At 71.7% G+C, this 26,619-nt stretch carries 24 protein-coding genes; 10 read left to right on the forward strand and 14 right to left on the reverse strand.

What is annotated here, in order from left to right:
• Window positions 1-231: 231 nt before the first annotated feature.
• The 8 genes from pyrF to pyrR all read right to left on the reverse strand — a co-directional run bounded on the left by pyrF (window position 232) and on the right by pyrR (window position 10,295).
• Window positions 232-945, reverse strand: a complete 714-nt coding sequence (gene pyrF, locus AB0F88_RS02395; RefSeq protein WP_362676490.1) for an orotidine-5'-phosphate decarboxylase — start codon at window positions 943-945, stop codon at window positions 232-234.
• A complete protein-coding gene (locus AB0F88_RS02400; RefSeq protein ID WP_344749601.1) occupies window positions 942-1,916 on the reverse strand; it encodes a dihydroorotate dehydrogenase in 975 nt (324 codons plus the stop codon). Before AB0F88_RS02400 ends, pyrF begins: the two co-directional genes overlap by 4 nt.
• Window positions 1,906-2,751: a dihydroorotate dehydrogenase electron transfer subunit gene (locus AB0F88_RS02405; protein ID WP_362676493.1), complete on the reverse strand. Its 846-nt coding sequence runs from the start codon at window positions 2,749-2,751 to the stop codon at window positions 1,906-1,908. Before AB0F88_RS02405 ends, AB0F88_RS02400 begins: the two co-directional genes overlap by 11 nt.
• A 56-nt stretch (window positions 2,752-2,807) precedes the next feature.
• Window positions 2,808-6,104 (reverse strand): carbamoyl-phosphate synthase large subunit, encoded by a 3,297-nt coding sequence (gene carB, locus AB0F88_RS02410; RefSeq protein WP_362676495.1) that lies wholly within the window; start codon window positions 6,102-6,104, stop codon window positions 2,808-2,810.
• Window positions 6,097-7,272, reverse strand: coding sequence for a glutamine-hydrolyzing carbamoyl-phosphate synthase small subunit (gene carA / locus AB0F88_RS02415; RefSeq protein ID WP_362676497.1), 1,176 nt, complete (start codon window positions 7,270-7,272; stop codon window positions 6,097-6,099). Before carA ends, carB begins: the two co-directional genes overlap by 8 nt.
• Window positions 7,273-7,468: 196 nt before the next feature.
• The gene (locus AB0F88_RS02420; RefSeq protein ID WP_362676499.1) at window positions 7,469-8,788 is read right to left on the reverse strand and encodes a dihydroorotase; all 1,320 of its coding nucleotides are present in this window, start codon (window positions 8,786-8,788) and stop codon (window positions 7,469-7,471) included.
• Window positions 8,788-9,717: an aspartate carbamoyltransferase catalytic subunit gene (locus tag AB0F88_RS02425; protein WP_344749604.1), complete on the reverse strand. Its 930-nt coding sequence runs from the start codon at window positions 9,715-9,717 to the stop codon at window positions 8,788-8,790. The genes AB0F88_RS02420 and AB0F88_RS02425 overlap by 1 nt, the downstream gene beginning before the upstream one ends.
• The gene (gene pyrR, locus AB0F88_RS02430) at window positions 9,714-10,295 is read right to left on the reverse strand and encodes a bifunctional pyr operon transcriptional regulator/uracil phosphoribosyltransferase PyrR (RefSeq protein WP_362676502.1); all 582 of its coding nucleotides are present in this window, start codon (window positions 10,293-10,295) and stop codon (window positions 9,714-9,716) included. Before pyrR ends, AB0F88_RS02425 begins: the two co-directional genes overlap by 4 nt.
• A 311-nt stretch (window positions 10,296-10,606) precedes the next feature.
• Between pyrR and AB0F88_RS02435 the strand changes: the two genes are divergently transcribed.
• The 4 genes from AB0F88_RS02435 (at window position 10,607) to AB0F88_RS02450 (ending at window position 15,551) form a co-directional block, all read left to right on the forward strand.
• Window positions 10,607-11,851 carry an arginine deiminase gene (locus tag AB0F88_RS02435; protein ID WP_362676504.1) on the forward strand — a complete coding sequence of 415 codons (1,245 nt, stop codon included), beginning with the start codon at window positions 10,607-10,609 and terminating at the stop codon, window positions 11,849-11,851.
• 22 nt (window positions 11,852-11,873) lie between these two features.
• A complete protein-coding gene (locus AB0F88_RS02440; protein WP_362676506.1) occupies window positions 11,874-13,298 on the forward strand; it encodes an amino acid permease in 1,425 nt (474 codons plus the stop codon).
• A gap of 407 nt (window positions 13,299-13,705) precedes the next feature.
• The gene (locus AB0F88_RS02445) at window positions 13,706-14,200 is read left to right on the forward strand and encodes a transcriptional regulator (protein ID WP_329424589.1); all 495 of its coding nucleotides are present in this window, start codon (window positions 13,706-13,708) and stop codon (window positions 14,198-14,200) included.
• Between the two features lie 217 nt (window positions 14,201-14,417).
• Window positions 14,418-15,551 carry a PP2C family protein-serine/threonine phosphatase gene (locus tag AB0F88_RS02450; protein WP_362676508.1) on the forward strand — a complete coding sequence of 378 codons (1,134 nt, stop codon included), beginning with the start codon at window positions 14,418-14,420 and terminating at the stop codon, window positions 15,549-15,551.
• Window positions 15,552-15,833: 282 nt separating this feature from the next.
• On the opposite strand, the gene AB0F88_RS02455 is transcribed toward AB0F88_RS02450, so the two are convergent.
• The gene (locus AB0F88_RS02455; RefSeq protein WP_362676510.1) at window positions 15,834-16,283 is read right to left on the reverse strand and encodes an SAV_6107 family HEPN domain-containing protein; all 450 of its coding nucleotides are present in this window, start codon (window positions 16,281-16,283) and stop codon (window positions 15,834-15,836) included.
• A 405-nt stretch (window positions 16,284-16,688) separates the two neighbouring features.
• Entirely contained in the window at window positions 16,689-17,492 is an 804-nt protein-coding gene (locus AB0F88_RS02460; RefSeq protein WP_362676512.1) for a L,D-transpeptidase family protein, read from the reverse strand.
• Between the two features lie 119 nt (window positions 17,493-17,611).
• Between AB0F88_RS02460 and AB0F88_RS02465 the strand changes: the two genes are divergently transcribed.
• A complete protein-coding gene (locus AB0F88_RS02465; protein ID WP_362676514.1) occupies window positions 17,612-18,088 on the forward strand; it encodes a YbaK/EbsC family protein in 477 nt (158 codons plus the stop codon).
• Window positions 18,089-18,181: 93 nt separating this feature from the next.
• Window positions 18,182-18,730 (forward strand): GNAT family N-acetyltransferase, encoded by a 549-nt coding sequence (locus AB0F88_RS02470; RefSeq protein WP_362676516.1) that lies wholly within the window; start codon window positions 18,182-18,184, stop codon window positions 18,728-18,730.
• 285 nt (window positions 18,731-19,015) lie between these two features.
• On the opposite strand, the gene metF is transcribed toward AB0F88_RS02470, so the two are convergent.
• Window positions 19,016-19,948, reverse strand: a complete 933-nt coding sequence (metF, locus tag AB0F88_RS02475) for a methylenetetrahydrofolate reductase [NAD(P)H] (RefSeq protein WP_362676518.1) — start codon at window positions 19,946-19,948, stop codon at window positions 19,016-19,018.
• A gap of 415 nt (window positions 19,949-20,363) precedes the next feature.
• Between metF and AB0F88_RS02480 the strand changes: the two genes are divergently transcribed.
• Window positions 20,364-21,431, forward strand: coding sequence for a polyprenyl synthetase family protein (locus AB0F88_RS02480; protein WP_362676520.1), 1,068 nt, complete (start codon window positions 20,364-20,366; stop codon window positions 21,429-21,431).
• Between the two features lie 168 nt (window positions 21,432-21,599).
• On the opposite strand, the gene thiE is transcribed toward AB0F88_RS02480, so the two are convergent.
• Genes thiE through AB0F88_RS02495 form a run of 3 tightly spaced genes read right to left on the reverse strand, consistent with a single transcriptional unit; the run spans window position 21,600 to window position 23,822 of the window.
• Complete coding sequence (gene thiE / locus AB0F88_RS02485; RefSeq protein WP_362676522.1) at window positions 21,600-22,241, reverse strand: thiamine phosphate synthase; 642 nt, start codon at window positions 22,239-22,241, stop codon at window positions 21,600-21,602.
• Window positions 22,219-22,593: an Rv2175c family DNA-binding protein gene (locus tag AB0F88_RS02490; RefSeq protein WP_362676524.1), complete on the reverse strand. Its 375-nt coding sequence runs from the start codon at window positions 22,591-22,593 to the stop codon at window positions 22,219-22,221. The genes thiE and AB0F88_RS02490 overlap by 23 nt, the downstream gene beginning before the upstream one ends.
• Window positions 22,594-22,643: 50 nt before the next feature.
• On the reverse strand, window positions 22,644-23,822 hold the full coding sequence (locus tag AB0F88_RS02495; RefSeq protein WP_362676526.1) for an FAD-dependent oxidoreductase: 1,179 nt from the start codon (window positions 23,820-23,822) through the stop codon (window positions 22,644-22,646).
• Window positions 23,823-24,148: 326 nt separating this feature from the next.
• Between AB0F88_RS02495 and thiO the strand changes: the two genes are divergently transcribed.
• The 3 genes from thiO (at window position 24,149) to AB0F88_RS02510 (ending at window position 26,580) form a co-directional block, all read left to right on the forward strand.
• On the forward strand, window positions 24,149-25,507 hold the full coding sequence (gene thiO, locus AB0F88_RS02500) for a glycine oxidase ThiO (RefSeq protein ID WP_362676528.1): 1,359 nt from the start codon (window positions 24,149-24,151) through the stop codon (window positions 25,505-25,507).
• The gene (gene thiS, locus AB0F88_RS02505; RefSeq protein ID WP_344745009.1) at window positions 25,504-25,704 is read left to right on the forward strand and encodes a sulfur carrier protein ThiS; all 201 of its coding nucleotides are present in this window, start codon (window positions 25,504-25,506) and stop codon (window positions 25,702-25,704) included. Before thiO ends, thiS begins: the two co-directional genes overlap by 4 nt.
• A 69-nt stretch (window positions 25,705-25,773) precedes the next feature.
• Entirely contained in the window at window positions 25,774-26,580 is an 807-nt protein-coding gene (locus AB0F88_RS02510; RefSeq protein WP_362676531.1) for a thiazole synthase, read from the forward strand.
• Window positions 26,581-26,619: the final 39 nt, after the last annotated feature.

The raw sequence follows: 26,619 nt of genomic DNA on the forward strand, positions 1-26,619 counted from the left end.
GGTCATGGCGCTTCAAGCAACGTCAAGGCCACTTTATCCCCCTAGAAAATCTACTTCGTGACTTTCCGTGCTCGCCGTGTTGCTCTACGTCGACGAAACTGCTCTCAACGCCGAGTTTTCAGGGGTTGTCCCACCCGCGACGCACAGCGGTCTCCGACGTCCCCTCACACGCGAAACCGGGTGGTTCCCGGCGTTACCCCACCCGCGACGCCCGGCGGTCTCCGGACCCCGTCACGCACCCTGCCCCGAGGCGGCGGAGACGCGCCGGAGGGCGGCGGCGATGCCCGCGGCCGTCGCGCCGGGATCGGCGGAGCCGGTGATCGGGCGGCCGATCACGAGAAGGTCGGCCCCGTCGGCCAGCGCCTGCTCGGGAGTCGCTACTCTTGCCTGGTCCTGGCTCGCGGCGCCGACGGGACGGACGCCGGGGGTGATGAGGGTGATGTCGGGCCCGACCTCGGCGCGCACCGCGGCGACCTCGCGCGGCGAGCAGACGAGGGCCTGGGCACCCGCGGCGACGGCCAGCGCCGACAGGCGGCGCACCGCGTCCTGCGAGGGGCCGTTGACGCCCATCTGGTCCAGGTCGGCCTCCGAGAGCGAGGTGAGCAACGTCACCGCCGCGATCTGGGTGTTGGGCATGGCCTCCACGGCCGCGCGGATCATCGCGGGGCCGCCGGCGGCGTGCACGGTCAGGATGGCGGGCTTGAGGCGGGCCACGGCCCTGGCGGCGCCCGCGACGGTGTTGGGGATGTCGTGGAGCTTCAGGTCCAGGAAGATCCGCACCCCGCTCGCCCCGCGGACGGAGGCGATCACGTCGGGGCCGTAGCGGAGATAGAGTTCCAGCCCGACCTTGACGGTGGTGACGTGCGGGGTCACCAGGCTCGCCCAGTGGGCCGCGGTCTCGAGGTCTGGCGCGTCCAGGGCGACGGCGATGGGTGCGGGCCTCACAGGGAACTCTCCTCAAGATCTATCCGATGCCGGGAGGACGCCCCCGGCGGGCGGTGGGCCAGTCCGACGGCGTCGGCCAGCCGGTGGAACCCCCGGGCCGCCAGAAGCTCCTCCAGCTCGCGGAGGATGCGCAGGCAGGCGTAGGGGTCGTGGAACAGCGCCGTCCCCACGGCGACGACGCAGGCGCCGGCGAGGATGAGCTCGAAGGCGTCCCTGCCGGTCAGCACGCCGCCCATGCCGATGATGGGCACGCTGGGCAGGGCCGCGTGGACCTGCCACACGCAGCGTACGGCCAGCGGCCGGATGGCCGGTCCCGACAGGCCGCCGGTGACGGCCGCGAGCGCGGGGCGCATGGCCTCGGTGTCGATGCTCATGCCGAGCGGGTTGTTGATCATCGAGAGCGCGTCGGCGCCGCCGTCCACGCACGCGCGGGCGACGCTCACGATGTCCACGACGTCCGGGGAGAGCTTGGCCACCACGGGCACGTCGTAGCGCATGACCGAGCGCACCGAGGCGATCACCTCGGCGGAGGCCGCGCCGTCGCGGGCGAAGACCCGGCCCCGGTCCTCGATGTTGGGGCAGGACAGGTTGACCTCCACCGCGGTGACCCCGGGCGCGTCGGTGAGCCTGCGGGCCAGCGCGGTGTACTCGGCCACGGTGCCGCCGCCGATGGACACCACGGTCCGCACGCCCCGCTGGGCCAGCCAGGGCAGCTCGCGCTCCAGGAAGGCGTCCACGCCCGGCCCCTGGAGCCCGACGGCGTTGAGCATGCCCGAGGGCGTCTCGGCCATCCTGGGGGTCGGCCGGCCCGCCCTGGGGGCCATCGTGATCGACCGGGTGGTCAGCGCGCCGATCCTGGCGAGGTCGAAGAACTGGGCCAGCTCCGAGCCCGAGGCCGCGCACCCGGCGGCCGTGGTGACGGGGTTGACCAGCTCCACGTGCCCCAGGTACGTCCGCATGTCAACCGGCATTCCGCGTTCCCCCACCGGGCGCTCCCAGCGCGTCGAACGGGATCGTCCCGACGTCGTCGAAGCGGACGCGCTCGCCCCTGAAGACCGGTCCTTCGACGCACGAGCGCACCATCCGGGTTACACCGTCGTCGCCGATGACCGGGAGCACGCACGTCATGCACACGCCGATCCCGCACGCCATCCCCTCCTCGACGGCCACCTGGACGGGGATGTCGAACTCGACCGCCACCGCGGTGACGCCGCGCAGCGTCGGCATCGGGCCGCAGGCGTAGACGGCGTCGGCCCGCACGTCGGCGATCACCCCGGGCAGCACGTCGGTCACCTTGCCGCGCATGCCCAGGGAACCGTCCTCGGTGGTCAGCGTGGTGGTCTCCCCCATCCTCCTGGCGCGCAGGGCGCCGAACACCCGGTCGGCGGAGACCGCGCCGAGGACGAAGTCGACACGGCAGCCGCGCCCCTGGAGGGCGTCGGCCACGGTGAACAGCGTCGCCGAGCCGTGCTCGGCGCCGACCAGGACGCAGGTCACCGGGTCCCTGGGCAGCGGGAACGGGCGGCCGAGCGGGCCCACCAGGTCGAGGGTGTCGCGGGCGCGGCGTTCGGCCAGCCAGGCCGTGCCGGGACCCCGTACGGAGAAGACGAACTCGACCGTGCCTCCGTAGTCGGGCTTGACGTCGTGGACGAAGAAGGCGCGGCGCGTCAGCATCGACGTCCGCGCCCCGCCGACGGCCACCCCGACGAAGTGGCCGGGGCGGAAGCGCTCGGCGATGCCGGGCGCCACCACGGTCAGCGCATGGTAGGCGTCGACGCGGCGCGTCGTCAGCACCGTGCCGGTCACCTGTACCGGAGTAACAGGCGTCTCCCTCACCTCCGCTAAGGCACCGGCCCCGCTCCTCAGCCGCTCCGCAAACGCTTCGCGTGCTCCTGGAGGGACCGTACGCCGATGTCGCCGCGGACGATCGCCTGGATGCCCTGTACGGCCGCGGCGAGTCCCTGGACGGTGGTGATGCAGGGGATGGCGCGCAGCACGGCGGCGGTGCGGATCTCGTAGCCGTCCAGGCGCGGCCCCGACTGGCCGGGACTGCCGAAGGGGGTGTTGACGATGAGGTCCACCTCCCCGTCCAGGATGCGCCGGACGATGGTCTGCTCGCCCTCGGGGCCGGTCCCCTCGCTGTGCTTGCGCACGATCTTGGCATGGACGCCGTTGCGGCGCAGTACTTCGGCGGTGCCCTCGGTGGCGAGGATCTCGAACCCGAGGTCGGCGAGGGCCTTCACCGGGAAGATCATCGCGCGTTTGTCGCGGTTGGCCACCGAGACGAACGCCCGCCCCTTGGTGGGCAGCGAGCCGTACGCGGCGGCCTGCGACTTGGCGTAGGCGGTGCCGAAGAACTCGTCGATCCCCATGACCTCGCCGGTGGAGCGCATCTCGGGGCTGAGCACGATGTCCACGCCGCGGAAGCGGTTGAACGGCAGCACGGCCTCCTTGACCGCGATGGGCGCGTCCAGCGGCATGGTGCCGCCGTCGCCGGTGGCGGGCAGCAGGCCCTCGGCGCGCAGCCCGGCCACCGTGGCGCCCATCATCACCCTGGCCGCCGCCTTGGCCAGCGGCACCGCCGTGGCCTTGGAGACGAACGGGACCGTACGGCTGGCGCGCGGGTTGGCCTCCAGCACGTACAGGATGTTGGCCGACATGGCGTACTGCACGTTGAGCAGGCCGCGCACGCCCACTCCCCTGGCGATGGCCTCGGTGGCGGCGCGGATGCGCTTGATGTCGTAGCCGCCCAGCGTCATCGGGGGCAGCGAGCACGCCGAGTCGCCGGAGTGGATGCCGGCCTCCTCGATGTGCTCCATCACGCCGCCGAGGTAGAGCTCCTCGCCGTCGAACAGGGCGTCGACGTCGATCTCCACGGCCTCGTCGAGGAACTTGTCCACCAGCACCGGGTGGTCGCTGGCCGCGCCCGCCTTGGCCATGTAGGCGGCCAGGGTGTCGTCGTCGTAGACGATGGCCATCCCGGCGCCGCCCAGCACGTAGGAGGGCCGCACCAGCACCGGGTAGCCGATCTCGGCGGCGATGGCCAGCGCCTCGTCCTCCGTCACCGCGACGCCGTGCTTGGGCGCCGGCAGGCCCGCCTCGGCGAGGACCCTGCCGAACGCGCCGCGCTCCTCGGCGAGGTGGATCGACTCGGGCGAGGTGCCGACGATCGGGACCCCGGCGTCCTTGAGCGACTGGGCCAGGCCGAGCGGGGTCTGGCCGCCGAGCTGGACGATCACGCCCACCACGGGACCGGTCTGCTGCTCGGCGTGGACGACCTCCAGGACGTCCTCCAGGGTGAGCGGCTCGAAGTAGAGGCGGTCGGAGGTGTCGTAGTCGGTGGAGACCGTCTCGGGGTTGCAGTTGACCATGACGGTCTCGTACCCGGCGGCCGACAACTCGAAGGAGGCGTGCACGCACGCGTAGTCGAACTCGATGCCCTGGCCGATCCTGTTGGGCCCCGAGCCGAGGATGAGGACCTTGGGGCGCTCCCCGTAGGGGACCTCGGTCTCCTCGTCGTAGGTGGAGTACAGGTAGGGGGTCTGGGCGGCGAACTCGGCGGCGCAGGTGTCGACCGTGTTGTAGACCGGGCGGACGCCGAGCGCGTGGCGCAGGTCGCGCACCCGCGGCTCGGTCATGTCGCGCAGCTCGGCGATCTGCGCGTCGCTGAAGCCGTACCGCTTGACCCGGGTCAGCACCTCGGCGGTCAGCTGCGGCGCGTCGCGCAGCTCGGCGGCCACCTCGTCGATCTCGATGAGCTGGTCGAGGAACCAGGGGTCGACGGAGGTGGCCTCGGACAGCTCCTCGATCGTGGCCCCGGCGCGGATCGCCTGCTGCATGGTGAACAGGCGCCCGTCGTGCGGGACCCGGCAGGCGGCCAGGAGCTCGTCCTTGGCGCCCGGCTCCCCCGCCCAGGTGAAGGAGGCGCCCTTCTTCTCCAGCGAGCGCAGCGCCTTCTGCAGGGCCTCGGGGAAGGACCTGCCGATCGCCATCGCCTCGCCCACGGACTTCATGTGGGTGGTGAGGGTCTGGTCGGCCCCGGCGAACTTCTCGAACGCGAACCTCGGCACCTTGACCACGATGTAGTCGAGCGAGGGCTCGAACGACGCCGGGGTCTCCTTGGTGATGTCGTTGGGGATCTCGTCCAGGGTGTAGCCGATGGCCAGCTTGGCGGCGATCTTCGCGATCGGGAAGCCGGTGGCCTTCGAGGCGAGCGCCGAGGAGCGTGAGACGCGGGGGTTCATCTCGATGACGACCATGCGGCCGGTGCGCGGGTCGACGGCGAACTGGATGTTGCAGCCGCCGGTGTCGACGCCGACCTCGCGGATGACCGCGATGGCCACGTCGCGCATGTTCTGGTACTCGCGGTCGGTGAGCGTCAGGGCGGGGGCCACGGTGACGCTGTCGCCGGTGTGCACGCCCATCGGGTCGATGTTCTCGATCGAGCAGACGATCACCACGTTGTCGGCCCGGTCGCGCATGACCTCCAGCTCGTACTCCTTCCAGCCGAGGATGGACTCCTCCAGGAGCACCTCGGTGGTCGGCGAGGCGTCGAGGCCCGCCCCGGCGATGCGGCGCAGCCCCTCCTCGTCGTGCGCGAAGCCCGAGCCGACCCCGCCCATGGTGAAGGAGGGCCGCACCACCAGCGGGTAGCCCAGCTCGCCGGCGGCGGCCAGGCACTCGTCCATGGTGTGGCAGACGAACGAGCGCGCCGACTCGGCGTTGAGGCCGCGCTCGGCGGCGACCTTGGCCACGATGCCCTTGAACAGCTCGCGGTTCTCGCCCGCCTGGATGGCGTCGACGTCGGCGCCGATCAGCTCGACGTCGTAGCGCTCCAGGACCCCGGCCTCGTACAGGGAGATCGCGGTGTTCAGCGCGGTCTGCCCGCCCAGGGTGGGCAGCAGCGCGTCGGGCCGCTCCTTGGCGATGATCTTCTCGACGATGTCGGGGGTGATGGGCTCGACGTAGGTGGCGTCGGCGAACTCGGGGTCGGTCATGATCGTCGCCGGGTTGCTGTTGACGAGGATCACGCGGAAGCCCTCGGCGCGCAGCACGCGGCAGGCCTGGGTGCCCGAGTAGTCGAACTCGCAGGCCTGGCCGATCACGATCGGCCCTGAGCCGATCACCATGATCGACTGGATGTCCGTGCGCTTAGGCACCCTTGCTTCCCTCCGTGCTCATGGTCGCGCCGGTGTTAGCGCTCACCTCGCTGACCGTTCCCCGCTCGCCCGCCATCAACGCGCAGAAGTCGTCGAACAGGCCGGCCGAGTCGTGCGGGCCCGCCGCGGCCTCGGGGTGGTACTGGACGCTGAAGGCCGGGCGGTCCAGCAGCCGCAGCCCCTCGACGCAGTCGTCGTTGAGGTTGACGTGGCTGACCTCCGCCGGTCCGTACGGCGTGTCGAACGCGCCCTCCAGCGGCGCCCGTACGGCGAAGCCGTGGTTGTGCGCGGAGATCTCCACCTTGCCGGTGCCCCGGTGCTGAACCGGCTGGTTGACGCCCCGGTGGCCGTAGCGCAGCTTGTAGGTGCCCAGCCCCAGCGCCCGCCCGAAGAGCTGGTTGCCGAAGCAGATGCCGAAGAACGGGACGCCCGCGTCGAGGACGCCGCGAAGCGCCTCGACCGGGCCGTCGGCGGTGGCGGGGTCGCCGGGACCGTTGGAGAAGAACACCCCGTCGGGACCGAGCGCGAGGATCTCCTCGGCGGTCACGGACGCGGGCAGCACGTGCACCTCGCAGCCGCGCTCGGCCATCCGGTGCGGCGTCATCGCCTTGATGCCGAGGTCGACGGCGGCCACGGTGAACCGCCTGGGACCGATCGCGGGCACGACGTACGGCTTGGGGGTGGAGACCGCCCCGGCCAGGTCGGCGCCCTCCATCGCGGGGCTGCCCAGCACCCGCTCCAGCAGCTCCTCGACCGGCGCCAGAGCCTTGCCGGAGAAGACCCCGGCCCGCATCGCCCCCCGCTCCCGCAGGTGGCGGGTGAGGGCGCGGGTGCCGGTGATGGCGATGCCGACGACGCCCTGCTCCTTGAGGTAGTCGTCCAGGGAACGGTTGGAACGCCAGCTGGAGGCCGTCCGGGCGGGCTCGCGGACCACGTATCCGGCCACCCACACCCGCGACGACTCCGGATCCTCGTCGTTGACCCCGGTGTTCCCGATGTGGGGCGCGGTCATCGCGACGATCTGGCGGTGGTACGACGGGTCGGTCAGCGTCTCCTGGTAGCCGGTCATCCCGGTGTTGAAGACCATCTCGCCGAAGGTCTCGCCCTCGGCGCCGTAAGGGGTCCCGCGGAAGACGCGGCCGTCTTCCAGCACTAGCACTGCGGTCACTCACACACCCCGATCATCTCGGTTACAGCTCCGCAAAGTATGAAATATCCGGCATAGTGGGTCGCCATTCCCCCGCCGAGCGGGGCACCTCGGCGCCCCGGGGTGGAAGGGAGGCCCCCGTGTCCCGGGGAGGGAGGGCGGAAGGCGCTCGCCACGAAGGTCGCGGCGGTCGCCCGGGCAGGGCGGACGGGAGCCCTCACGTGAGCTTTCCGTCCAGGACGGTCGGCCTGCCGCGCAGGAAGGTCGCCACGACGCGGCCGGGCAGGGTCAGGCCCTCGTAGGGCGTGTTGCGGCTCTTGGAAGCGTAGCCCGCCGGGTCGACCGCGGCACGCACCGACGGGTCGTAGAGGGTGATGTTGGCCGGGGCCCCGGCCTCGATGGCCCGCCCGTGCCCCTGGAGCCTGCCGATCCTGGCCGGGGCGACGGACATGCGCTCGGCGACGCCGGCCCAGTCGAGCAGCCCCGTGTCGACCATCGCCTCCTGGACCACGGCCAGCGCCGTCTCCAGGCCGATCATGCCCATGGCCGCGGCGGCCCACTCGGTCTCCTTGTCCTCGACCGGGTGCGGGGCGTGGTCGGTGGCCACGCAGTCGATCGTGCCGTCGGCCAGGGCCTCGCGCAGCGCCTCGACGTCCGCGCGGGTGCGCAGCGGCGGGTTCACCTTGTAGATCGGGTTGTAGGAGCCGACCGGGGAGTCCTCGACCAGGTCGTCGGTGAGGAGCAGGTGGTGCGGGGTCACCTCGGCGGTGACGTCCCAGCCCTTGGACTTGGCCCAGCGGATGATCTCCACGGAACCGGCCGTGGAGACGTGGCAGATGTGCAGGCGCGAGCCGACGTGGGCGGCGAGCAGGCAGTCGCGGGCGATGATCGCCTCCTCGGCGACCGCCGGCCATCCGGTCAGGCCCAGCCTGCCGGAGACCGCGCCCTCGTTCATCTGCGCGCCCGCGGTCAGGCGCGGCTCCTGGGCGTGCTGGGCGACGACGCCGTCGAACGCCTTGACGTACTCCAGGGCGCGGCGCATGAGCACCGCGTCGGAGACGCACTTGCCGTCGTCGGAGAAGACCCGGACCCGCGCGGCGGAGTCGGCCATCGCGCCGAGCTCGGCCAGGCGCTCGCCGCCCAGGCCGACGGTGACGGCGCCGACGGGCTGCACGTCGCAGTGGCCCGCCTCCTGGCCCAGGCGCCAGACCTGCTCGACGACGCCCGCGGTGTCGGCGACCGGCTCGGTGTTGGCCATGGCGTGCACGGCGGTGTAGCCGCCGAGGGCGGCGGCGCGGGTGCCGGTGTCGACGGTCTCGGCGTCCTCGCGGCCCGGCTCGCGCAGGTGGGTGTGCAGGTCGACCAGGCCCGGCAGGGCGATCAGCCCCTCGGCCTCGACGACCTCGCCGCCGGTCAGCCCCTGGCCGATCTCCACCAGGAGGCCGTCGCGGATCAGGATGTCGGCCGGCTCACCGCCGAGGATCCTGGCGCCCCTGATGACGATGCCGTCACGCGTGGCCCCGATGCGGTCGTTCATCAGATCTCTCCCCCGAGGTCGGCGCCGCCGAGCAGCAGATAAAGGACGGCCATGCGTGCGGTCACACCGTTGGCGACCTGCTCGACGATCGTCGAGCGCGGCGAGTCGGCCACCTCGGCTGCGATCTCCATGCCCCGGTTCATCGGGCCGGGGTGCATCACGATGGCGTGGTCGGGCATCTTGGCGACGCGGTCGCGGTCGAGCCCGTAACGGCGGCTGTACTCCCGCTCGGTGGGGAAGAACGCCGCGTTCATGCGCTCGCGCTGCACGCGCAGCATCATCACCACGTCGGACTTGGGCAGCACCGCGTCGAGGTCGTACGAGACCTCGCACGGCCAGGAGTCGACCTGGACCGGGAACAGGGTCGGCGGGGCGACCAGGGTCACCTCGGCGCCGAGCGTGGCCAGCAGCAGCACGTTGGAGCGGGCCACCCGGCTGTGCAGCACGTCACCGACGATGGTGATCTTCCTGCCGTCCAGCGGGCCCAGGCGGCGGCGCATGGTGAAGGCGTCGAGCAGGGCCTGGGTGGGGTGCTCGTGGGTGCCGTCGCCGGCGTTGACGACGCTGCCGCGCACCCAGCCGGCCAGCCGGTGCGGCGCGCCCGAGGCGCCGTGGCGGATCACGACGGCGTCGGCGCCCATCGCCTCCAGGGTGAGCGCGGTGTCCTTGAGCGACTCGCCCTTGGAGACGCTGGAGCCCTTGGCGGAGAAGTTGATGACGTCGGCCGAAAGGCGCTTGGCGGCGGCCTCGAAGGAGATCCTGGTCCGGGTGGAGTCCTCGAAGAAGAGGTTCACCACCGTGCGGCCCCGCAGGGTGGGCAGCTTCTTGATGGAACGTTCCGAGATCTTCGCCAGCTCGTCGGCGGTGTCCAGGATGAGCAGGGCGTCGTCGCGGGTCAGGTCGGCCGCGGAGATCAGGTGCCGCTTCACCGGTCCTCCTCCTTCAGCAGCAGGACCGCGTCGCGGCCGTCGTTCTCCTCCAGGTAGACCTTGACGCTCTCGGACTTCGACGTCGGCAGGTTCTTGCCCACGTAGTCGGGGCGGATGGGCAGCTCGCGGTGCCCCCGGTCGACCAGGGTGGCGAGCTGCACGGCCTGCGGGCGGCCCAGGTCGTTGAGCGCGTCGAGGGCGGCGCGGACGGTGCGGCCCGAGTAGAGGACGTCGTCGACGAGGACGACCACCCTGCCGTCGATGCCGTCGGCGGGCAGCTCGGTGCGGCCCAGCGCGCGGGCGGGACGCAGCCGGAGGTCGTCGCGGTACATCGTGACGTCGAGGGAGCCGACGGGCACCGTGCGGTCCTCGAACTGCTTGATGTGGGCGGCCAGGCGGCGGGCCAGGTGGACGCCGCGGGTGGGGATGCCCAGGAGAAGGACGTTCTCGCCGCCCTTGGTGCGCTCGAGGATCTCGTGGGAGATGCGGATGAGGGCCCGGTTGATGTCGGGCCCCTCAAGCACGGCGCGGGCGTTGCCCTGCGCATGCGGGAGCGAACGCGAAATGGCCTCGGCCAAGGAGAAACACCGCCTTTCCCGCCTCACGGGACGGGTCTTAAAGGAAGTCAACGCCTTCACGGTACCAGCCGGGTGAAGACTCGCCCGAACAGGGGGTCCGCTCCGCGAACACCGAAGATCCGGCCCAGCAATCTTCTCAAAAGAGAATAAATATCCCGATCTTCGCTGACTTCCCGTTGGTTCTTCCGGGTATGCGCTTTACATCCGCACCGAGGCGGAGCACGACGATCACACCCCGGGCACAGCCGGTCCGGCGGCCTCCGAGGGCCCCGTCACCGGCCGATCCCGCCACCAGCCGCGAAGGAAGAGAAATGGCCTTTCACGTCGACTCCGAGGTCGGCCGGCTCCACCAGGTCCTGCTGCACCGGCCGGAACTCGCCCTGAAACGGCTCACGCCGTCGAACAAGGACGACTTCCTCTTCGACGACGTGCTGTGGGTGCAGCGCGCCGTGGAGGAGCACGAGGAGTGGCAGAAGCTCCTGGTCGACCAGGGCGTCACCGTCTACATGCTCTCCGACCTGCTCCGCGAGACGGTCGAGATCCCCGAGGCGCGCAAGCACATCCTGGACGGCGTCGCCGACGAGCGCTACTTCGGCCCGATGGCCGTCGACGCCATCCGCAACGCGCTGGACTCGATGGACTCCATCGTGCTCCAGCGCTATCTCACCGGCGGCATCACCAAGCGCGAGATGGTGGAGATGGGCACCGACCCCAAGAGCCTCGCCTTCCACACGCTCGAGCCGGACGACTTCGTCCTGCCCCCGCTGCCCAACCACCTGTTCACCCGCGACACCTCCTGCTGGATCTACGACGGCGTCTCGATCAACGCGATGAGGAAGAAGGCCCGCCGCCGCGAGACCGTCAACATGGAGGCGATCTACCGCTACCACCCGGCCTTCGCGCCCGGCTACGACCGGCCGGACGAGGGCGGCTACAACGTCTGGCTGCCGGGCATCCCCATGGCGCCCGCCACCATCGAGGGCGGCGACGTGCTCGTCATCGGCCGCGGCGCGGTGCTGGTGGGGATCAGCGAGCGCACGCAGCCCCAGGCCGTCGAGATGCTCGCGCGCAGCCTGTTCAAGCGGGGGGCGGCGACGAAAATCGTCGCGCTGGACATGCCGAAGGCGCGGGCCTTCATGCACCTGGACACGGTCATGACCAACGTGGACGTCGGCGTCTTCACCAAGTTCGCGGGGCTGGGCATGCTGCCCTCCTACACCGTCGAGCCCGGCGACAACGAGAAGGAGCTCAAGATCACCGACCATCCCCCCGAGGACATGCACCGGGCCATCGCGCGGGCGATCGGGCTGGACGACATCAAGGTCCTCAGCGCGACGCAGGACGTGTACGCCTCCGAGCGGGAGCAGTGGGACGACGGCTGCAACGTGCTGGCCCTGCGTCCCGGCGTGGTGGTGGCCTACGAGCGCAACACCACCACCAACAACCACCTGCGTGAGAACGGGATCGAGGTCATCACGATCCGGGGCAGCGAGCTCGGCCGCGGCCGGGGCGGCCCGCGCTGCATGAGCTGCCCGCTCGAACGCGACGGCATCTGACCTCGGCGGAGGGGAGGAACGGATGGCCTCACCGGCTCGCCGGCTTCTCCGTACCAAGCCCGCCGAGGAGATCGTCGCCGAGGGCGGCCACGGCGAGGGCGGCGAGCTGCGCAGGAGCATGACCCTGTGGCAGCTGACCCTGTTCAGCGTCGGCGCCACCCTCGGCACCGGCATCTTCGTGATCCTCGGCCAGGCCGTGCCCGAGGCGGGCCCCGCGGTGCCCGTCGCCTTCCTGCTGGCCGCGGTCACCGCCCTGTTCTCCGCGCTGTCGTACGCGGAGCTGGCCGGCACGATCCCCGTCTCCGGGTCGTCGTACTCGTACGCGTACGCCACCCTGGGCGAACTGGTGGCGTGGGTGTGCGGCTGGTGCCTGATGCTGGAGTACGCCGTCTCCGTGGCGGCCGTGGCGGTCGGCTGGGGCGAGTACCTCAACGCCTTCCTCCGGGACCTGTTCGGCTGGACGTTCCCGGCGGCCGTCGTCCACTCCCCCGGCGACCGGGGCGGCGTGGTCAACCTGACCGCGATCCTGATCGTCCTGCTCGCCACCTGGCTGCTGCTGCGCGGCGCCTCGGAGAGCGCGGGCGCCAACGCGGCCTTCGTGCTCGTCAAGATCGCGGTGCTGGCGTTCTTCTGCGTCGTGGCGTTCACCGCGTTCGACGCGGGCAACCTGGCGCCGTTCGCCCCGATGGGGATCGCCGGCATCACCGCCGCCGCCTCGCAGGTGTTCTTCTCCTACATCGGCTTCGACGCGGCCTCCACCGCCGGAGAGGAGGCCAGGAACCCCAGGCGCGACCTCCCTCTGGCGATCATGCTGTCCCTCGGCGTCGTCACACTCGTCTACGTCCTGGTGGCGCTGGCCGCCGTCGGCGCCATGCCGTGGCAGGACTTCGACCCGGAGAGCACCGAGGCGGGCCTGGCCCTGATCGCGAAGCGGGCCGTGGGCGCCACCTGGCCCGGTGTCGTCATCTCCTTCGGCGCGGCCATCGCCATCGCCAGCGTGGTCCTGACCGTGCTGTACGGCCAGACCCGCATCCTGTTCGCCATGGCGCGCGACGGCCTGATTCCGAAGATCTTCGAGAGGGTGAGCCCGCGCCGCCGGGTACCGGTCGCCAACACCCTCATCGTGGCCGCCTTCGTCTCCGTGCTCGCCGGGTTCGTCCCGCTGGGCCGGCTCGCCGAGGCCACCAGCATCGGCACCCTGTTCGCCTTCGCGATCGTCAACACCGGTGTGCTCGTCCTGCGCCGCACCCGCCCCGACCTGCCCCGCGGCTTCAGGACACCGTTCTTCCCGGTCACGCCGATCCTCGGCGTGATCCTGTGCCTCGTCGTGATGGCCGGCCTGGCCGGCGTCACCTGGCTGGCCTTCGGGATCTGGATGGCGGCCGGCCTGCTCGCCTACTTCCTCTACGGGTACCGCCACTCGCGTCTCGACCGGGGCGCCCGGTGACCGGGACCGTCGCACCGGGTATCGCCCGCCGCCGCGTCTTTCAAGATCATACGCCCGTCGCCACGCCCGGGGACGACGTCGCCCCGAATCCCGGAGAAGAGCCGGGAATCATGCGAAAGTGCCGGAAAAATCGAAGGTTTCGTGATGTGAGGTAGGACAAGTGCGGCGTTTGAGGCGGACCCCACCGGACCGGATTCGACATCTTTTTTCCAATCAGCTTGACCTTAGGCGCCCACAGCTTTACCGTCACTGTCCGTAACCACACCTCGTGGCGTTATCGGGTGAACCCTGACGCATCGGTCACCGAAGGTGCCTACCCCGGGCACCAACCCGGTGAACGGGGCATAAGTTGCGAGGTAGCACAATCATGTTGAGAGCACTACATAACAGAGCCGGGGGGCCACACCATGCCGTCTGAGTACGCCAAGTCGCTGGGTGCACGACTCCGCGCCATCCGCACCCAGCAGGGCCTGTCCCTGCACGGAGTGGAAGAGAAGTCCCGCGGGCGCTGGAAGGCGGTCGTCGTCGGCTCCTACGAGCGTGGCGACCGTGCCGTCACCGTGCAGAAGCTTGCCGAACTGGCTGATTTCTACGGAGTGCCGGTCTCGGAGTTGCTGCCGGGAGGGGCCGCTCCGAGCCCCCTGGGCCCGACACCGAAGCTTGTGATCGACCTTGAGCGTCTCGCCCAGCTCCCCAAGGAGAAGGCGGGCGCGCTCGCCCGTTACGCGGCCACCATCCAGAGCCAGCGTGGCGACTACAACGGCAAGGTGCTGTCCATCCGCCAGGAGGACCTCCGCTCCCTCGCCGTGATCTACGACAAGTCCCCCAGCGAACTCACCGAGGAGCTCATCAGCTGGGGTGTCCTGGACCCGGAGGCGCGCCGAGCCGTCGAGTCCTTCTGACGACCCCTGACCGGTCGTGGGTGCGCCGGAACCGGCGTGCCCACCCCGCAGAGATTCCTGCTCTCAGCAGAACGTGCCCTTCGTCCCGCCCCGGGCTGACCGCCACTGTGGTAGGAAAAGGCAAACATGCGTTTAGCGAGATGTGGTGGACATGGCCTCGGGAGATGATCGGCTCGATCACTCTCGATCAAGCCGGAAAAACCGTCTCCGCGCCGTCATGACGTCGCTGGGGTCGACCAAGACGCGTGCGTTCCTGCGGCTGCTGACCTCGATAGGCACCACCAAGACCCAGGACACCCTGAAACTCCTGCCGTTCGTCGTCATGGCCGTGGTGGCCCTGATCGACTTCGGCTCGGGCCCCACGTCCGGCCTCCTGCCGCTGCTCGCCCTCGGCCCGGCCTTCGCCAGCGTGGCGTGCGGCCTGGCCCGCACCACGGTGGTCGGCGTCGTCGCCCTGGTGCTGTGCTTCGCGCTCGGCGCCTACAACGACATCCTCTGGATGCCCCGCACCGACATCACCCTCCTCGCCATCCTCGGCGTCACCATGGCCAGCGTGCTGGCCAGCGCCGGGCGGCTGCGCCACGAACACCAGCTCGCCGACGTGCGCTCGGTGGCCGAGGCCGCCCAGCGGGTGCTGCTGCGCCCGGTGCCCCGCCGCGCGGGACCGGGCATCGGCGTGGCCGTCTCGTACACCTCCGCCACGGCGGAGGCCAGGATCGGCGGCGACCTGTACGAGGTCGTCACCACCCCGCACGGGGTGCGGATCATCGTGGGGGACGTCCAGGGCAAGGGCCTGGAGGCCGTGGAGACGGCCGCCGTGGTGCTCGGGGCCTTCCGGGAGGCGGCCCACGACGAGAGGACGCTCCAGGGCGTCGTGGCGCGTCTGGAGAACGCCCTGACCCGCGAGCTGTCCGGCGAGCAGTTCGTGACCGCCGTGCTGGCCGAGATCAGCGGCGGTTCCACCATCACCGTCATCAACTGCGGCCATCCGGCGCCCATGGTGCTCGACGCCGAGGGCGGGATCTGGTTCGCCGACCCGCCGGACGAGGCGCTCCCGCTGGGCATGAGCGCCCTCAAGGCCAGCGAGCCGCAGCCGCACCACATCCCGTTCGAGCCGGGCGACCAGGTGCTCTTCTACACCGACGGGGTCATCGAGGCGCGCGACGGGGTCGGCGAGTTCTACCCCCTGCTGGAGCGGGCGCACCTGCTGGACGGCGACGACCCCCAGGGCTCGCTGGACGCCCTCCGCGCCGACCTGCTCGACCACGTGGGCAGGCCGCTGAGCGACGACGCCGCCATGCTCCTGCTACGTCACCGCGCCGCCCGCCAGAACTCCACGACGGCGGCGTGAGAACGGACGGAGCGAGGACGGCCCGGGGGCGGCCCGGGGGCGGCCCGGGACGGGCGGCGCCACGGGACGAGCGGCACGACAGGCGAGCGGCACGACGGACAGGCAGCACGACAGGCGAGCGGCACGACGGGACGGGGGCACGAAAAACGTCCCCGTACGTCCTCGTGCCGTCCGGGGGGACCGGCGGGCACGGAGACGTACGGGGACGGCGCCGGTGAGCCCGGGCGGCGACCCCTGGTGGGAGGCCGCTCCGGCTCCAACCGGCTAGGGGGATCCGGTGCTCTAACCGGCCAGGGGGACCCGGCCGGGGAGCATGGGCTGGCTCGGCACGCCGAGCAGCTTCTCCACGGCGGTGACGAAACGCTCCGCCTCGGAGATGAGCTCCTCGGCGTCCCGCGAGGACACCGTGCGGGTCAGGCCCGCCTCGGCGGCGGCCCGCTTGGCCGCGCTCGTCTCGAAGTAGGGTGCCCACTCGGCCAGGCGGGGCTCGGCCTCGGGCAGCATCTCCCAGGCGCTGCGCAGCCTGCGCCTCCTGCGGCCCTCCATGGGACGGGGACGGGCCGCCAGGACGGCAGCGGCCGCCCTGAGCGCGGCGAGATGGGCCGCGACGTAACGCGCGGCGGAAGTCCGGGCGGCGGCGGCCTCTTCGAGGCAGTCGCGCGCGTCTGAAAGGTGTGCCCGCACCGTGGGGGACAACCGGGGCCCACCGGAATCGCCGAGCCGAGGGGTCATAGTGCTTCAGCCTCCTTGGTCGCGAGCGGCTCCGGCGTTTTCGCCGGCGGTATCACACTCGCAGACCCCACCGACAAATCCACCGGACGGCCGGACGAGGAGCTTCCCCTCTCCCCGCCCGTCCTGACCTGGCCCGATCGTCTCCGCCGACGACGTGGACCGGATCGGCCGCCCTTGGACACGAGCCGCGAGCCCCGTGTCATCACATCGAACATAAATTCGATCACTAACACTGTCAAGTAAAACGGCGAACAAAAGTTCGATCTTCGGGTGTGTGAGGGCACCTGCGGACCCGGGAGATCGGTGCGCGCGGGCACGCGAAAGGGCCCCGGGAGATCACCATCTCCCGGGGCCCCGGTTCACGACCGGCGGGGTCACGCCCGCCGGACCGCCCGTTCCGCCGCCCTACCGGACGAACCTGCCCCGGACGTGCACCGGCACTCCCGTACCGAGCAGGCCGGGAAGGACCTCCGCCACGTGCATCGGCAGCCGTACGCAGCCGTGGGAGGCGGGCGCCAGCGGCACCGACAGCGCGCCGTGGAAGGCGATGCCCCCGTTGAAGAAGATCGGGTTGTAGAGCTGGCCCAGGTAGGACTTGTGCCAGCCGTCCCTGCGCCAGGTGGTCTTGTAGTCGCCCGTCGGCGTGCGGGCGTCGCCGCAGAACCGCTGGGCCCTGCCCTCCCAGGTGGCCGTCTCGCAGTAGGCGATCCCGCTGCCGGAGGAGATGTGGCTGACCAGTTTCGCCACACCGCCGACGTAGAGGACCATCACCTGCTTGGCGAGGTTGACCTCCACCCGGGTCGGCTTCCCGCTGGGCACGAGCACCTTCGGCGCCCGCGGGGCCTCCAGGGCGGCCCAGGTCCTGCGCGCCACGGTGCTGGTCGGCGTGACGCCGTTGACCTTCTGGAAGGCCCAGACCGCCGCCAGGGTCGCCCCGCCGTAGCGGCCGTCGATCCTGCCCGGGGCGTAGCCGAGCTCGGCCAGCCGGGTCTGGAGCACCTTCACCGTGGCGCCCTTCGCGCCGAGCTTGAGCGTCTTGCCCGGCGCGACGAACGGGCTCGCCCCCGTCGCCGCCACGGCCGAGACCGCCGGGGAAGCCGAGGTCTGGGCCGCGGCGGCGCCCGCGAAAAGGGTGACGCCCGCGGAAGAGAGGAGCACGGCCCCCGCCGTCATCAGCGCGGCCACTCCCTGCCGCTGTCCAACCCCCACTTTCAATCAACTCCTCATATCACTATGGATCAGGTCAAGGGACCATAGCGCACGGGTTCCCCGTGCAGGCCGCCGGTTATAAAGCGGCAATCAACGGTCAATCTGTTTAGAGTGGCCGCGTGCCAGAAAAGTTGCATCCGAACATCGAGAAGGTCGCCGCCGTCCTGCGCGAGCACGGCGTCCCCGGCGAGATCGTCGTCTTCGCGGAGGCCACCCCGACCGCCGCCACCGCGGCCGCGCAGCTCGGCTGCGAGGTCGGCGCCATCGCCAACAGCCTGATATTCGACGCCGACGGCGAGCCGCTCCTGGTGCTGACCAGCGGAGCCCACCGGGTCGACACCGACCTGATCGCCAGGACGGCGGGCGCGGCGAAGGTGCGGCGTGCCGACCCCGCCTTCGTGCGGGCGGCCACCGGTCAGGTCATCGGCGGCGTCGCCCCGATCGGCCACCCCGCGCCGGTCAGGACCCTGGTCGACACCTGGCTCGGCAAGCACGAGGTCGTCTGGGCCGCCGCCGGCCATCCGCACACCGTTTTCCCGACCTCCTTCGAGGAGCTCGTCCGCATCACCGGCGGGGTCCCCGTCGAGGTCGAATGACGACCTTCCACGGCGCCTGAGGCCGCACCCACCAGGCGCGCACCCGCGTCTCGTGCCGACCCGCGCCACGTCCGCACTGCTAGGGTGCGACGCGTGATCGGACTGCGACGGATCGGACCCGACGAGTTCAGGCTCCGGCTGGACGCGGTCCTCCACGTCTACACCGAGGCGATGAACCCGCCCGCCGACCAGATCGCCGGCCGCAGGCTCATCATGGGAAACCACGCCACCCATCCCGCCTTCACCTGCCTGTTCGCCGAGCTGGCCGACGGCACACCGGTGGGCATCGCCTACGGCTTCCACGGGGTTCCCGGCCAGTGGTGGCACGACGTGGTCAGGCGGGCCCTCGTGGAGAAACACGGCGAGGGCGGCGCCCGCGGCTGGCTGGGCGACGCGCTGGAGCTCGCCGAGATCCACGTCCACCCCGACTACCAGGGGAAGGGCATCGGCCGGGCGATGATCACGGGCATGTGCGCGGGCCGCCTGGAGCGCACCGCCGTGCTGTCGACCCGCGACCGGCCCACCCCGGCCCGGCACCTCTACCGGAACATCGGCTTCGTGGACCTGCTCACGCAGTTCGTCTTCCCCGGCGGGCACGAGCGCTACGCGATCCTCGGGACCACCCTGCCGCTGGGCGGCTGAGCCACCGGCCGGAGCTACGGGTCCCCGCCGGGACGCCGCCCCTGGGTGGGCTGAAGTCCGAGCAAGTCAAGATCGACGCTACGGGTCCCCGCCGGGACGCCGCCCTCCCGGGACGCCCCGCACCGGCGTACCCCTCCCGGGGAACCGGGCCGCCCGGCCCGGCCGGGCCGGGCGCGCCGGGCGGCTCCGCGGCGGTCCCCGGTGACCGGGGCCCGGCCGGACGGGGACCGCCCACCGGCTGCCGTGCCCCCGGCGGGAGCGGGGGGCGGCGGGGGCGCGACGGCGTCAGACCGGCAGCGGGGCGGCCTTCGGCGTGTGGTCGAGGGCCTGGAAGACCTCGCGGGTCGCGCTGGAGCGGTTGAAGGTGATGAAGTGGATGCCGGGCGCCCCCTCGTCGAGCAGGGTCTGGCAGAGCTCGGCCGCGTGCTCGATGCCGAGGCTGCGCACGGCGGCCGGATCGTCGGCGACGGCCGCGAACCTCTCGGCCACCTCCGGCGGGAACGGCGCGCCGGAGAGCTGCTCGGACCTGGCGATGGTGCTCATCTGCGTGACGGGCATGATCCCGGGGATGATCGGCGTGTCACAGCCGCTGGCCGCCACCCGGTCGCGCAACCGCAGGTAGTCCTCGGCGCGGAAGAACATCTGGGTGATCGCGTAGTCGGCGCCCGCGCGGCACTTGCGCACGAAGTACTCGGTGTCGGACTCGATCGAACTCGACCTGGGGTGCTTGTACGGGAAGGCGGCCACGCCCACGCAGAAGTCGCCGGACTGGCGGATGAGCCGGACGAGCTCCTCGGCGTACTGGACGCCCTCGGGGTGGCGCACCCACTCGCCCGTCACGTCGCCGGGCGGGTCGCCCCGCACGGCGAGGATGTTGCGCACGCCCGCCCCCGCGAAGCGGCCGATCAGGTGGCGCAGCTCGCGGACGGAGTGGTTGACGGCGGTGAAGTGGGCCACCGGGGTGAGCGTGGTCTCGTGGGCGAGCCGCTCGACGATGTCGACGGTGCGGTCGCGGGTGCTGCCGCCCGCGCCGTAGGTGACGGACACGAAGGTGGGGTGCAGCGACTCCAGCTCGCGGACGGCGCGCCAGAGCTGCCGCTCTCCCTCGTCGGTCTTCGGGGGGGAGAACTCGAAGGAGAACGAGCGGGCACCGGCGGCGAGGAGCTCGCGGACGGTGGCGACACGATCGGGGAGGACAGATGCGCGACCCAGAGCCATGGGGCAAGGATACTTGCCCGGCCGCTCGGGTGCCCGATCAGATCATCTCCGCCACCCGCAGAACAGCCTTGTGTCAATTATCGCGCAAATCAACCGCCCCTCTAGATCGAAATGTCCTCTTGGACCGTTAATCTCATTACCTGACCTCCTCCCGCCGTCGAAGGCGGGGGATTCCGATTTTCATAGATTGGGTTTCCTGCCTCATCGCCAGTCGCAAGGAACCCGGAGGTGTCGTGCCTTACATCGGCTCCACAGGCGCTCCACCTCTCCGCCGGACCGGCGGAGAGGATCTTGTCGATCATGCGTACGGTGGTCGGTGCGTCATCACCGCTGGTCACGCTGCCGCTACGCACGGCAACGTACCGCGTTTCCCCCCCAGAGCTGAAGCCCAGGGTCTCCACACTGGAGGTATTCGATGATCACTTCTGCAGCCGCGCTGGACACGATCCGGTCCGAGGTGGACCGCTCCCTTCGGCGATTCGTCGAACGGCAGCGCCCGCAGGTCAGCGCTCCGGAGCTGGCCCCGCTCATCTCGGCGGCCGAGGACTTCCTCGCGGGCGGCAAACGGCTGCGACCCGCCTTCTGCTACTGGGGCTGGCGTGGCGCGGGCGGAGGTGACGATCCCGCGCTCTTCGCCGCCGCGGCCTCGCTGGAGCTGCTCCAGGCCAGCGCCCTGGTGCACGACGACGTGATGGACGCCAGCGACCTGCGCCGGGGCATGCCCTCGGCGCACCGCAGGTTCGAGGAGCTGCACAGGAAGGCGGGCTGGCACGGCTCGGCCGAGCAGTTCGGCGAGGGGGCGGCCATCCTGCTGGGCAACCTGATGCTCATCTGGTCCGGTGAGATGTGGCGCAACAGCGGCCTGCCGGCCGCCTCGCTGGCGGCGGCGCAGAAGGTCCACGACGACATGCGCACCGAGCTGATGTGCGGGCAGTACTTCGATCTGCTGGAGCAGGCGCACGGCGAGGGCACCTTCGACAGCGCGCTGCGGGTCGCCCTCTTCAAGAGCGGCAAGTACTCCGTGGAGCAGCCGCTCCGGCTCGGCCTGGTGCTGGCCGCCCGGGGCAGGGAGCCGTGGATCGACCGGCTCTGCGAGGAGTACGGGCAGTCCGTGGGCATCGCCTTCCAGCTGCGCGACGACATCCTCGGCGTGTTCGGCGACCCCGACGAGACCGGCAAACCGGCCGGCGACGATCTCCGCGAGGGCAAGCGGACCATGCTCATCGCCCGCACGCTGGCCGCGGCCTCGGAGTCGCAGGCCCAGGTGGTGCGCACCACGCTGGGCGACCCCGGCCTGGACGAGGCAGGGGTCGACCGGCTGCGCCGGATCATCGAGGAGACGGGGGCCCTCGTGGCGTGCGAGGACCTGATCAAGGGGTATCTGGAGAACGCCCTCGGCTCGCTGGAGGGCGCCCCGATCCTTCCCGAGGCCCGCGCGGCCCTGGCCGACCTCGCGGTGGCCGCCACCTCCCGGCGGACCTGACCGCGCGCCGGACGCATACCCGGCCGGACGCGCACCCGGCCGGCCTGCGGCGGGTTCGCGGGCAGGCCGGCCCGCGAAGAGGTTCGCGGGCAGGCCGGTCCACGAAGACGCTCGCGGGCAGGCCGGTCCGCCCGGCGGGGGACGTGGTCCTCGCCGGGCGAAGGGACCTCAGGCGGGGGCGGCCAGCCTCCGCTTGAACTCCTCGGCCGCCGCCTTGGGGTCGTCGGCCTCGGTGATCGCACGCACGACCACGACCCGGCGCACGCCGTACGACATCACCTCGTCGAGGTTGGCGAGGTCGATGCCGCCGATGCCGAACCAGGGCCGGTCGGTCTCCAGGGCCGCGGCGTGCCTGAGCAGGCCGGGGCCCGGGGCGAACCTGCCGGGCTTGGTGGGCGTCGGCCAGATCGGGCCGCAGCAGAAGTAGTCGACACCGGGCTCGACGGCCGCGGCGGACGCCTCCTCGGGGGCGTGAGTGGAACGCCCGATGAGGATGTCGTCGCCGAGCATGTCGCGCGCGACCCGCACCGGCAGATCGTCCTGGCCGAGGTGGAGCACGTCGGGACGGATCGCGTAGGCGATGTCGGCCCTGTCGTTCACGGCCAGGAGAGTGCCGTGCCGGTCGCAGGCCTCGCGGAAGACGGCGAGGAGGTCGAGCTCCTCGCGCGCCTCAAGGCCCTTCTCGCGCAGTTGCACGATGTCGACCCCGCCCGCGAGGGCGGCGTCGAGGAAGTCCGCGAGGTCTCCCCGGTCCCGGCGTCCGTCCGTACAGAGATACAGGCGGGCGTCAGAAACCGAGGGCCTGGGCACGTCTCTTCACCTCGGTGTGGCGGCCCGCCAGGATCGCGTCGACCGGCGATCCCGGAAGCGTGTCGTCGGGGGTGAAGAGCCAGCGAAGGGACTCGACGTCGTCGTATCCGGCGTCCAGGAGCACCGTGAGGGTGCCGGGGAGGCCCTTGACGACGTCTCCGTCGGCGAGGAACGCGGCGGGGACCTGTGGCTCGCCACCGCCCCTGCGCACTCCGATGAGCTTGCGGTCCTTGAGAAGTTGCTTGGCGCGACCGGCGCTCAGGTTGAGCCTTCTGGCCACCTCGGTCAGGGTGAGCCACTCGCCCACCAGCTGGTCGGTTTCCCGGTCGATCTGCGCAACAGAAAGCGTCACGAATCCACCACTACCACATCGAGCCCTTCGCCAAACACCTGGCGGCGAGGTTACGCCACCGTACAATCGCGCAACGCTACCGCAGGGTCGGTGAGGCGATCGACGTCGAGGCGCTGCCCGCCCTCGATGAGGCGGCGTCCCTGGACGAGGTCGCGGGGGCGGTTGACGGAGAGCACCGCGGTGAGCCGGTCGTCCTCGGTCACCCAGCAGATCGCCCACCTGGGTTTTCCCTCGGCCGCCGGGTCGCCGCGCAGGACGAGGCGGGCGCCGTCGTGGTGGCCCGCGTACTGGACCATGTGGCCGAACTGCTCGGACCAGAAGTAGGGGACCGGGTCGTAGACCGCGGCGTCGCCGACGAGGGTGGCCGCCGCGACGTCCGGGGCGCCCAGGGCGGTGTCCCAGTGCTCGACGCGGAGGCGGAGGCCGTAGCGGCGCGACCACCAGGCCGCGCAGTCGCCCACCGCGACCACGCCGGGCAGCGAGGTGCGCAGGTGCTCGTCGGTGACCACGCCGTTGTCGAGCCTGATGCCGGACCCGGCCAGCCACTCGGTCGCGGGCCGCACGCCCACTCCGGTGACGACCACGTCGGCCTCGACCGCCGAGCCGTCGGCCAGGGTGAGCCCTCCGTGGTCGACGGAGGCGACCATCGTGCCCAGGCGCAGGTCGACGCCCGCCTCGGCGTACCAGGGGGCGGTGTACGCGCCGGCCTGGCCGAGCGCGGTGGCCAGCGGGGTGCCGGCGGCCTCGACGACGGTCACGGCGCAGCCGGCCCTGCGGGCGGCGGTGGCCACCTCGGCGCCGATCCAGCCCGCGCCGATGACGGCGACCCTGGTTCCCTCGCCGAGCAGTGAACGCAGCCGGAGCGCGTCGTCGATGGTGCGCACCACGTGCTGGGGGCCGTCCCCGCGCAGCCTGATCGGGCGGGCGCCGGTGGCGACGACCAGGCCGTCGTAGGCCAGCTCGCCCTCGGTGGTCTCGACCACGCCGGGGTGGAGCCCCTTGGCGGAGACGCCCGCGCGGAAGTCGACCTCGAGCGCGTCGAGGTCGGAGTCGACGACCGTGGAGTCGGTCTCGCCGAGCAGCACCCCCTTGGACAGGGGCGGGCGGTCGTAGGGCCGGTGCCGTTCCTCTCCGATCAGGGTGATCTCGCCGCCGAACCCACGGGCCCGTAACGCCTCGACGCTGCGCACACCGGCGAGGCCGGCCCCAACCACCACGACATGATTCACACTTCCCGACCATAAGCGGGAACCCCGTACTCCTACCAACGGTCGTTGATAACGAAAACGGGATTTACCTCACATCTGACGCGCTAAGTGTGTTGCCCGAACCCTTAGGGTGGGGGTGAAGACGCGCGGGAGCCCGGAACGCACCGGGCTGAGAGGAGGGCTGCGGGCGAAGAAGGACCCTGTGAGCCGGTGATGTGCGAGGAGACGCGCCCTGGGGCGCGATCGGGCACGGCACGGGCGAGCGAGGTCCGGACAGCGGCCGCGAGCGAGCCCTCGACCGCCACGAACCTGATCCGGGTCATGCCGGCGAAGGGAGCGGAGCACGTATGGCGGACCATTTCGATCTTCTCGTCGCCGGCGGGGGCGTGATCGGCCTGTCGGTGGCGTGGCGCGCCGCCCGCCGGGGCCTGAGGGTGGCGGTGGCCGACCCCGCACCGGCCTCCGGCGCCTCGCACGCGGCGGCGGGCATGCTGGCCCCGGTCAGCGAGGTCACCTACACCGAGGAGCCGCTGCTGCGGCTGGGCCTGGCCTCCCTGGAGCGCTGGCCCGCCTTCGCCGCCGAGCTGGCGGACGCGAGCGGGCACGATCCCGACTACCGCACCGACGGCACGCTCGACGTCGCCTTCGGCTCCGACGACCTGGCCGCGCTGGACGACCTCGCCGCCTTCACCGCCAGGCTGGGACTGCCCGCCGAGCGGCTCACCGGCCGCGAGTGCCGCCGCCTGGAGCCCATGCTGGCCCCCGCCGTCCGGGGCGGCCTGCTGGCGGGCGGCGACGCCTGGGTGGACCCCAGGAGGGTCACCACGGCGCTCCTGGCGGCCCTGGATCGTGCGGGCGGCGCCCTGGTACGCGCCCGCGTGGCCGAGCTGCTCACGTCCTCGGGAACGGTCACCGGGGTACGCCTGGAGGGTGGCGAGACCGTGGGCGCCGGCCTGGTCGTCCTCGCCACCGGAGCCTGGTCGGGCACCATGGAGGGGGTGCCCCCGGAGGCGCTGCCCCCGGTGCGGCCCGTGAAGGGCCAGATCATGCGGCTGCGCTCCCCCGAGCCGATCCTGCGGCGGTGCGTGCGCGGGGTCGTCCACGGCTCGCACGTCTACCTGGTGCCGCGCGGCGACGGCGAGACGGTCCTCGGCGCCACCCAGGAGGAGATGGGCTTCGACACCCGCGTCACCGCCGGGGGGCTGTGGGAGCTGCTGCGCGACGCGCGGGAGCTCGTCCCCGGGGTGACCGAGCTGGACGTGGCCGAGGTGGCCGCGGGACTGCGCCCCGGTACCCCGGACAACCTGCCGCTGATCGGCCCCACGATCGTGCCCGGTCTCCACCTGGCCACCGGCCACCACCGGGGCGGGGTCCTGCTCGCGCCGCTCACCGCCGACCTCTGCGCGGGCGGAACGGGCGAGGTGGACGGGACAGGTGAGCCGGACCCGGGACTCTCCGCGGTCTGCTCCCCCCTCCGCTTCCAGGAGCCCGGCTCCCGGGAACTCCGTTTACGGGAGCGCACCCCGCAGGAGCACACCTACCGGGGGCACGATCCCCAGGAGCGCACCCCACAGGAGCGCACCCCATGGGAGCACGATCCCCAGGAGCGCACCCCGCAGGAGCGCACCCCATGGGAGCACGGCTCCCGGGAAAACCCGCGGCGGGAACACCGCCTCCGGGAGCACACACAGCAGGAGTACCGATGAACGTGACCATCAACGGCGCCGCGCACGAGTTGCCCCCGGGGGCGACCGTCGCGCAGGCTGTACAGCGGCTGACCGGCGTGCGGAGCGGGGTGGCCGTCGCGGTGAACGACGAGGTCGTCTCGCGCGGCGCCTGGGAGTCCACGGCGCTCGCGGAGGCCGACCGCGTCGAGGTGCTCACCGCGGTCCAGGGAGGGTGACGGGCGATGACGAACACGGCGGACATGGTCGGCACAGCCGACACAGCCGGCACAGTCGGCACGGCTGACATGACGGGTGCGGCTGACATGACGGGTGCGGCGGACGAGCTGATCATCGGCGGCGAGAAGTTCTCCTCCCGTCTCATCATGGGCACCGGGGGCGCCCCGTCCCTGGAGATCCTCGACCGGGCGCTCGCCGCCTCGGGGACCGAGCTGACCACGGTCGCGATGCGGCGGCTCGACCCGGCCGCGCGGGGCTCGGTGCTCGACGTGCTGCGCCGGCGCGACATCAAGGTGCTGCCGAACACCGCGGGCTGCTTCACCGCCGGCGAGGCCGTGCTGACCGCCAGGCTGGCCAGGGAGGCGCTGGAGACGAACTGGGTCAAGCTGGAGGTCATCGCCGACGAGCGCACCCTGCTGCCCGACCCCATCGAGACCTTCGACGCGGCGGAGCGGCTGGTCGCCGACGGGTTCACGGTGCTGCCCTACATCGGCGACGACCCCGTGCTGGCGCGCAGGCTGGAGCAGGCGGGCTGCGCGGCGGTGATGCCGCTGGGCGCGCCGATCGGCTCGGGGCTGGGCATCCGCAACCCGCACAACATCGAGCTGATCGTCGAGTTCGCGAGCGTGCCGGTGATCCTGGACGCCGGGATCGGCACGGCCAGCGACGCGGCGCTCGCCATGGAGCTGGGCTGCGACGCGGTCCTGCTGGCCACGGCGGTCACCCGGGCACAGCGTCCGGACCTGATGGCCCGGGCGATGCGCTCGGCCGTCTCCGCGGGCCGGGCGGCCCGTATGGCCGGGCGGATACCCCGGCGTCGCTACGCGGAAGCCTCCTCTCCCTCGATCGACAGCACGCCGGTGGTTCATCGATAGAAAACCACCACGTCTCGGCATCGGTTTGGGATTCGGGGA

The sequence above is a fragment of the Streptosporangium sp. NPDC023963 genome (assembly GCF_040639135.1).
GTDB lineage: Bacteria > Actinomycetota > Actinomycetes > Streptosporangiales > Streptosporangiaceae > Streptosporangium.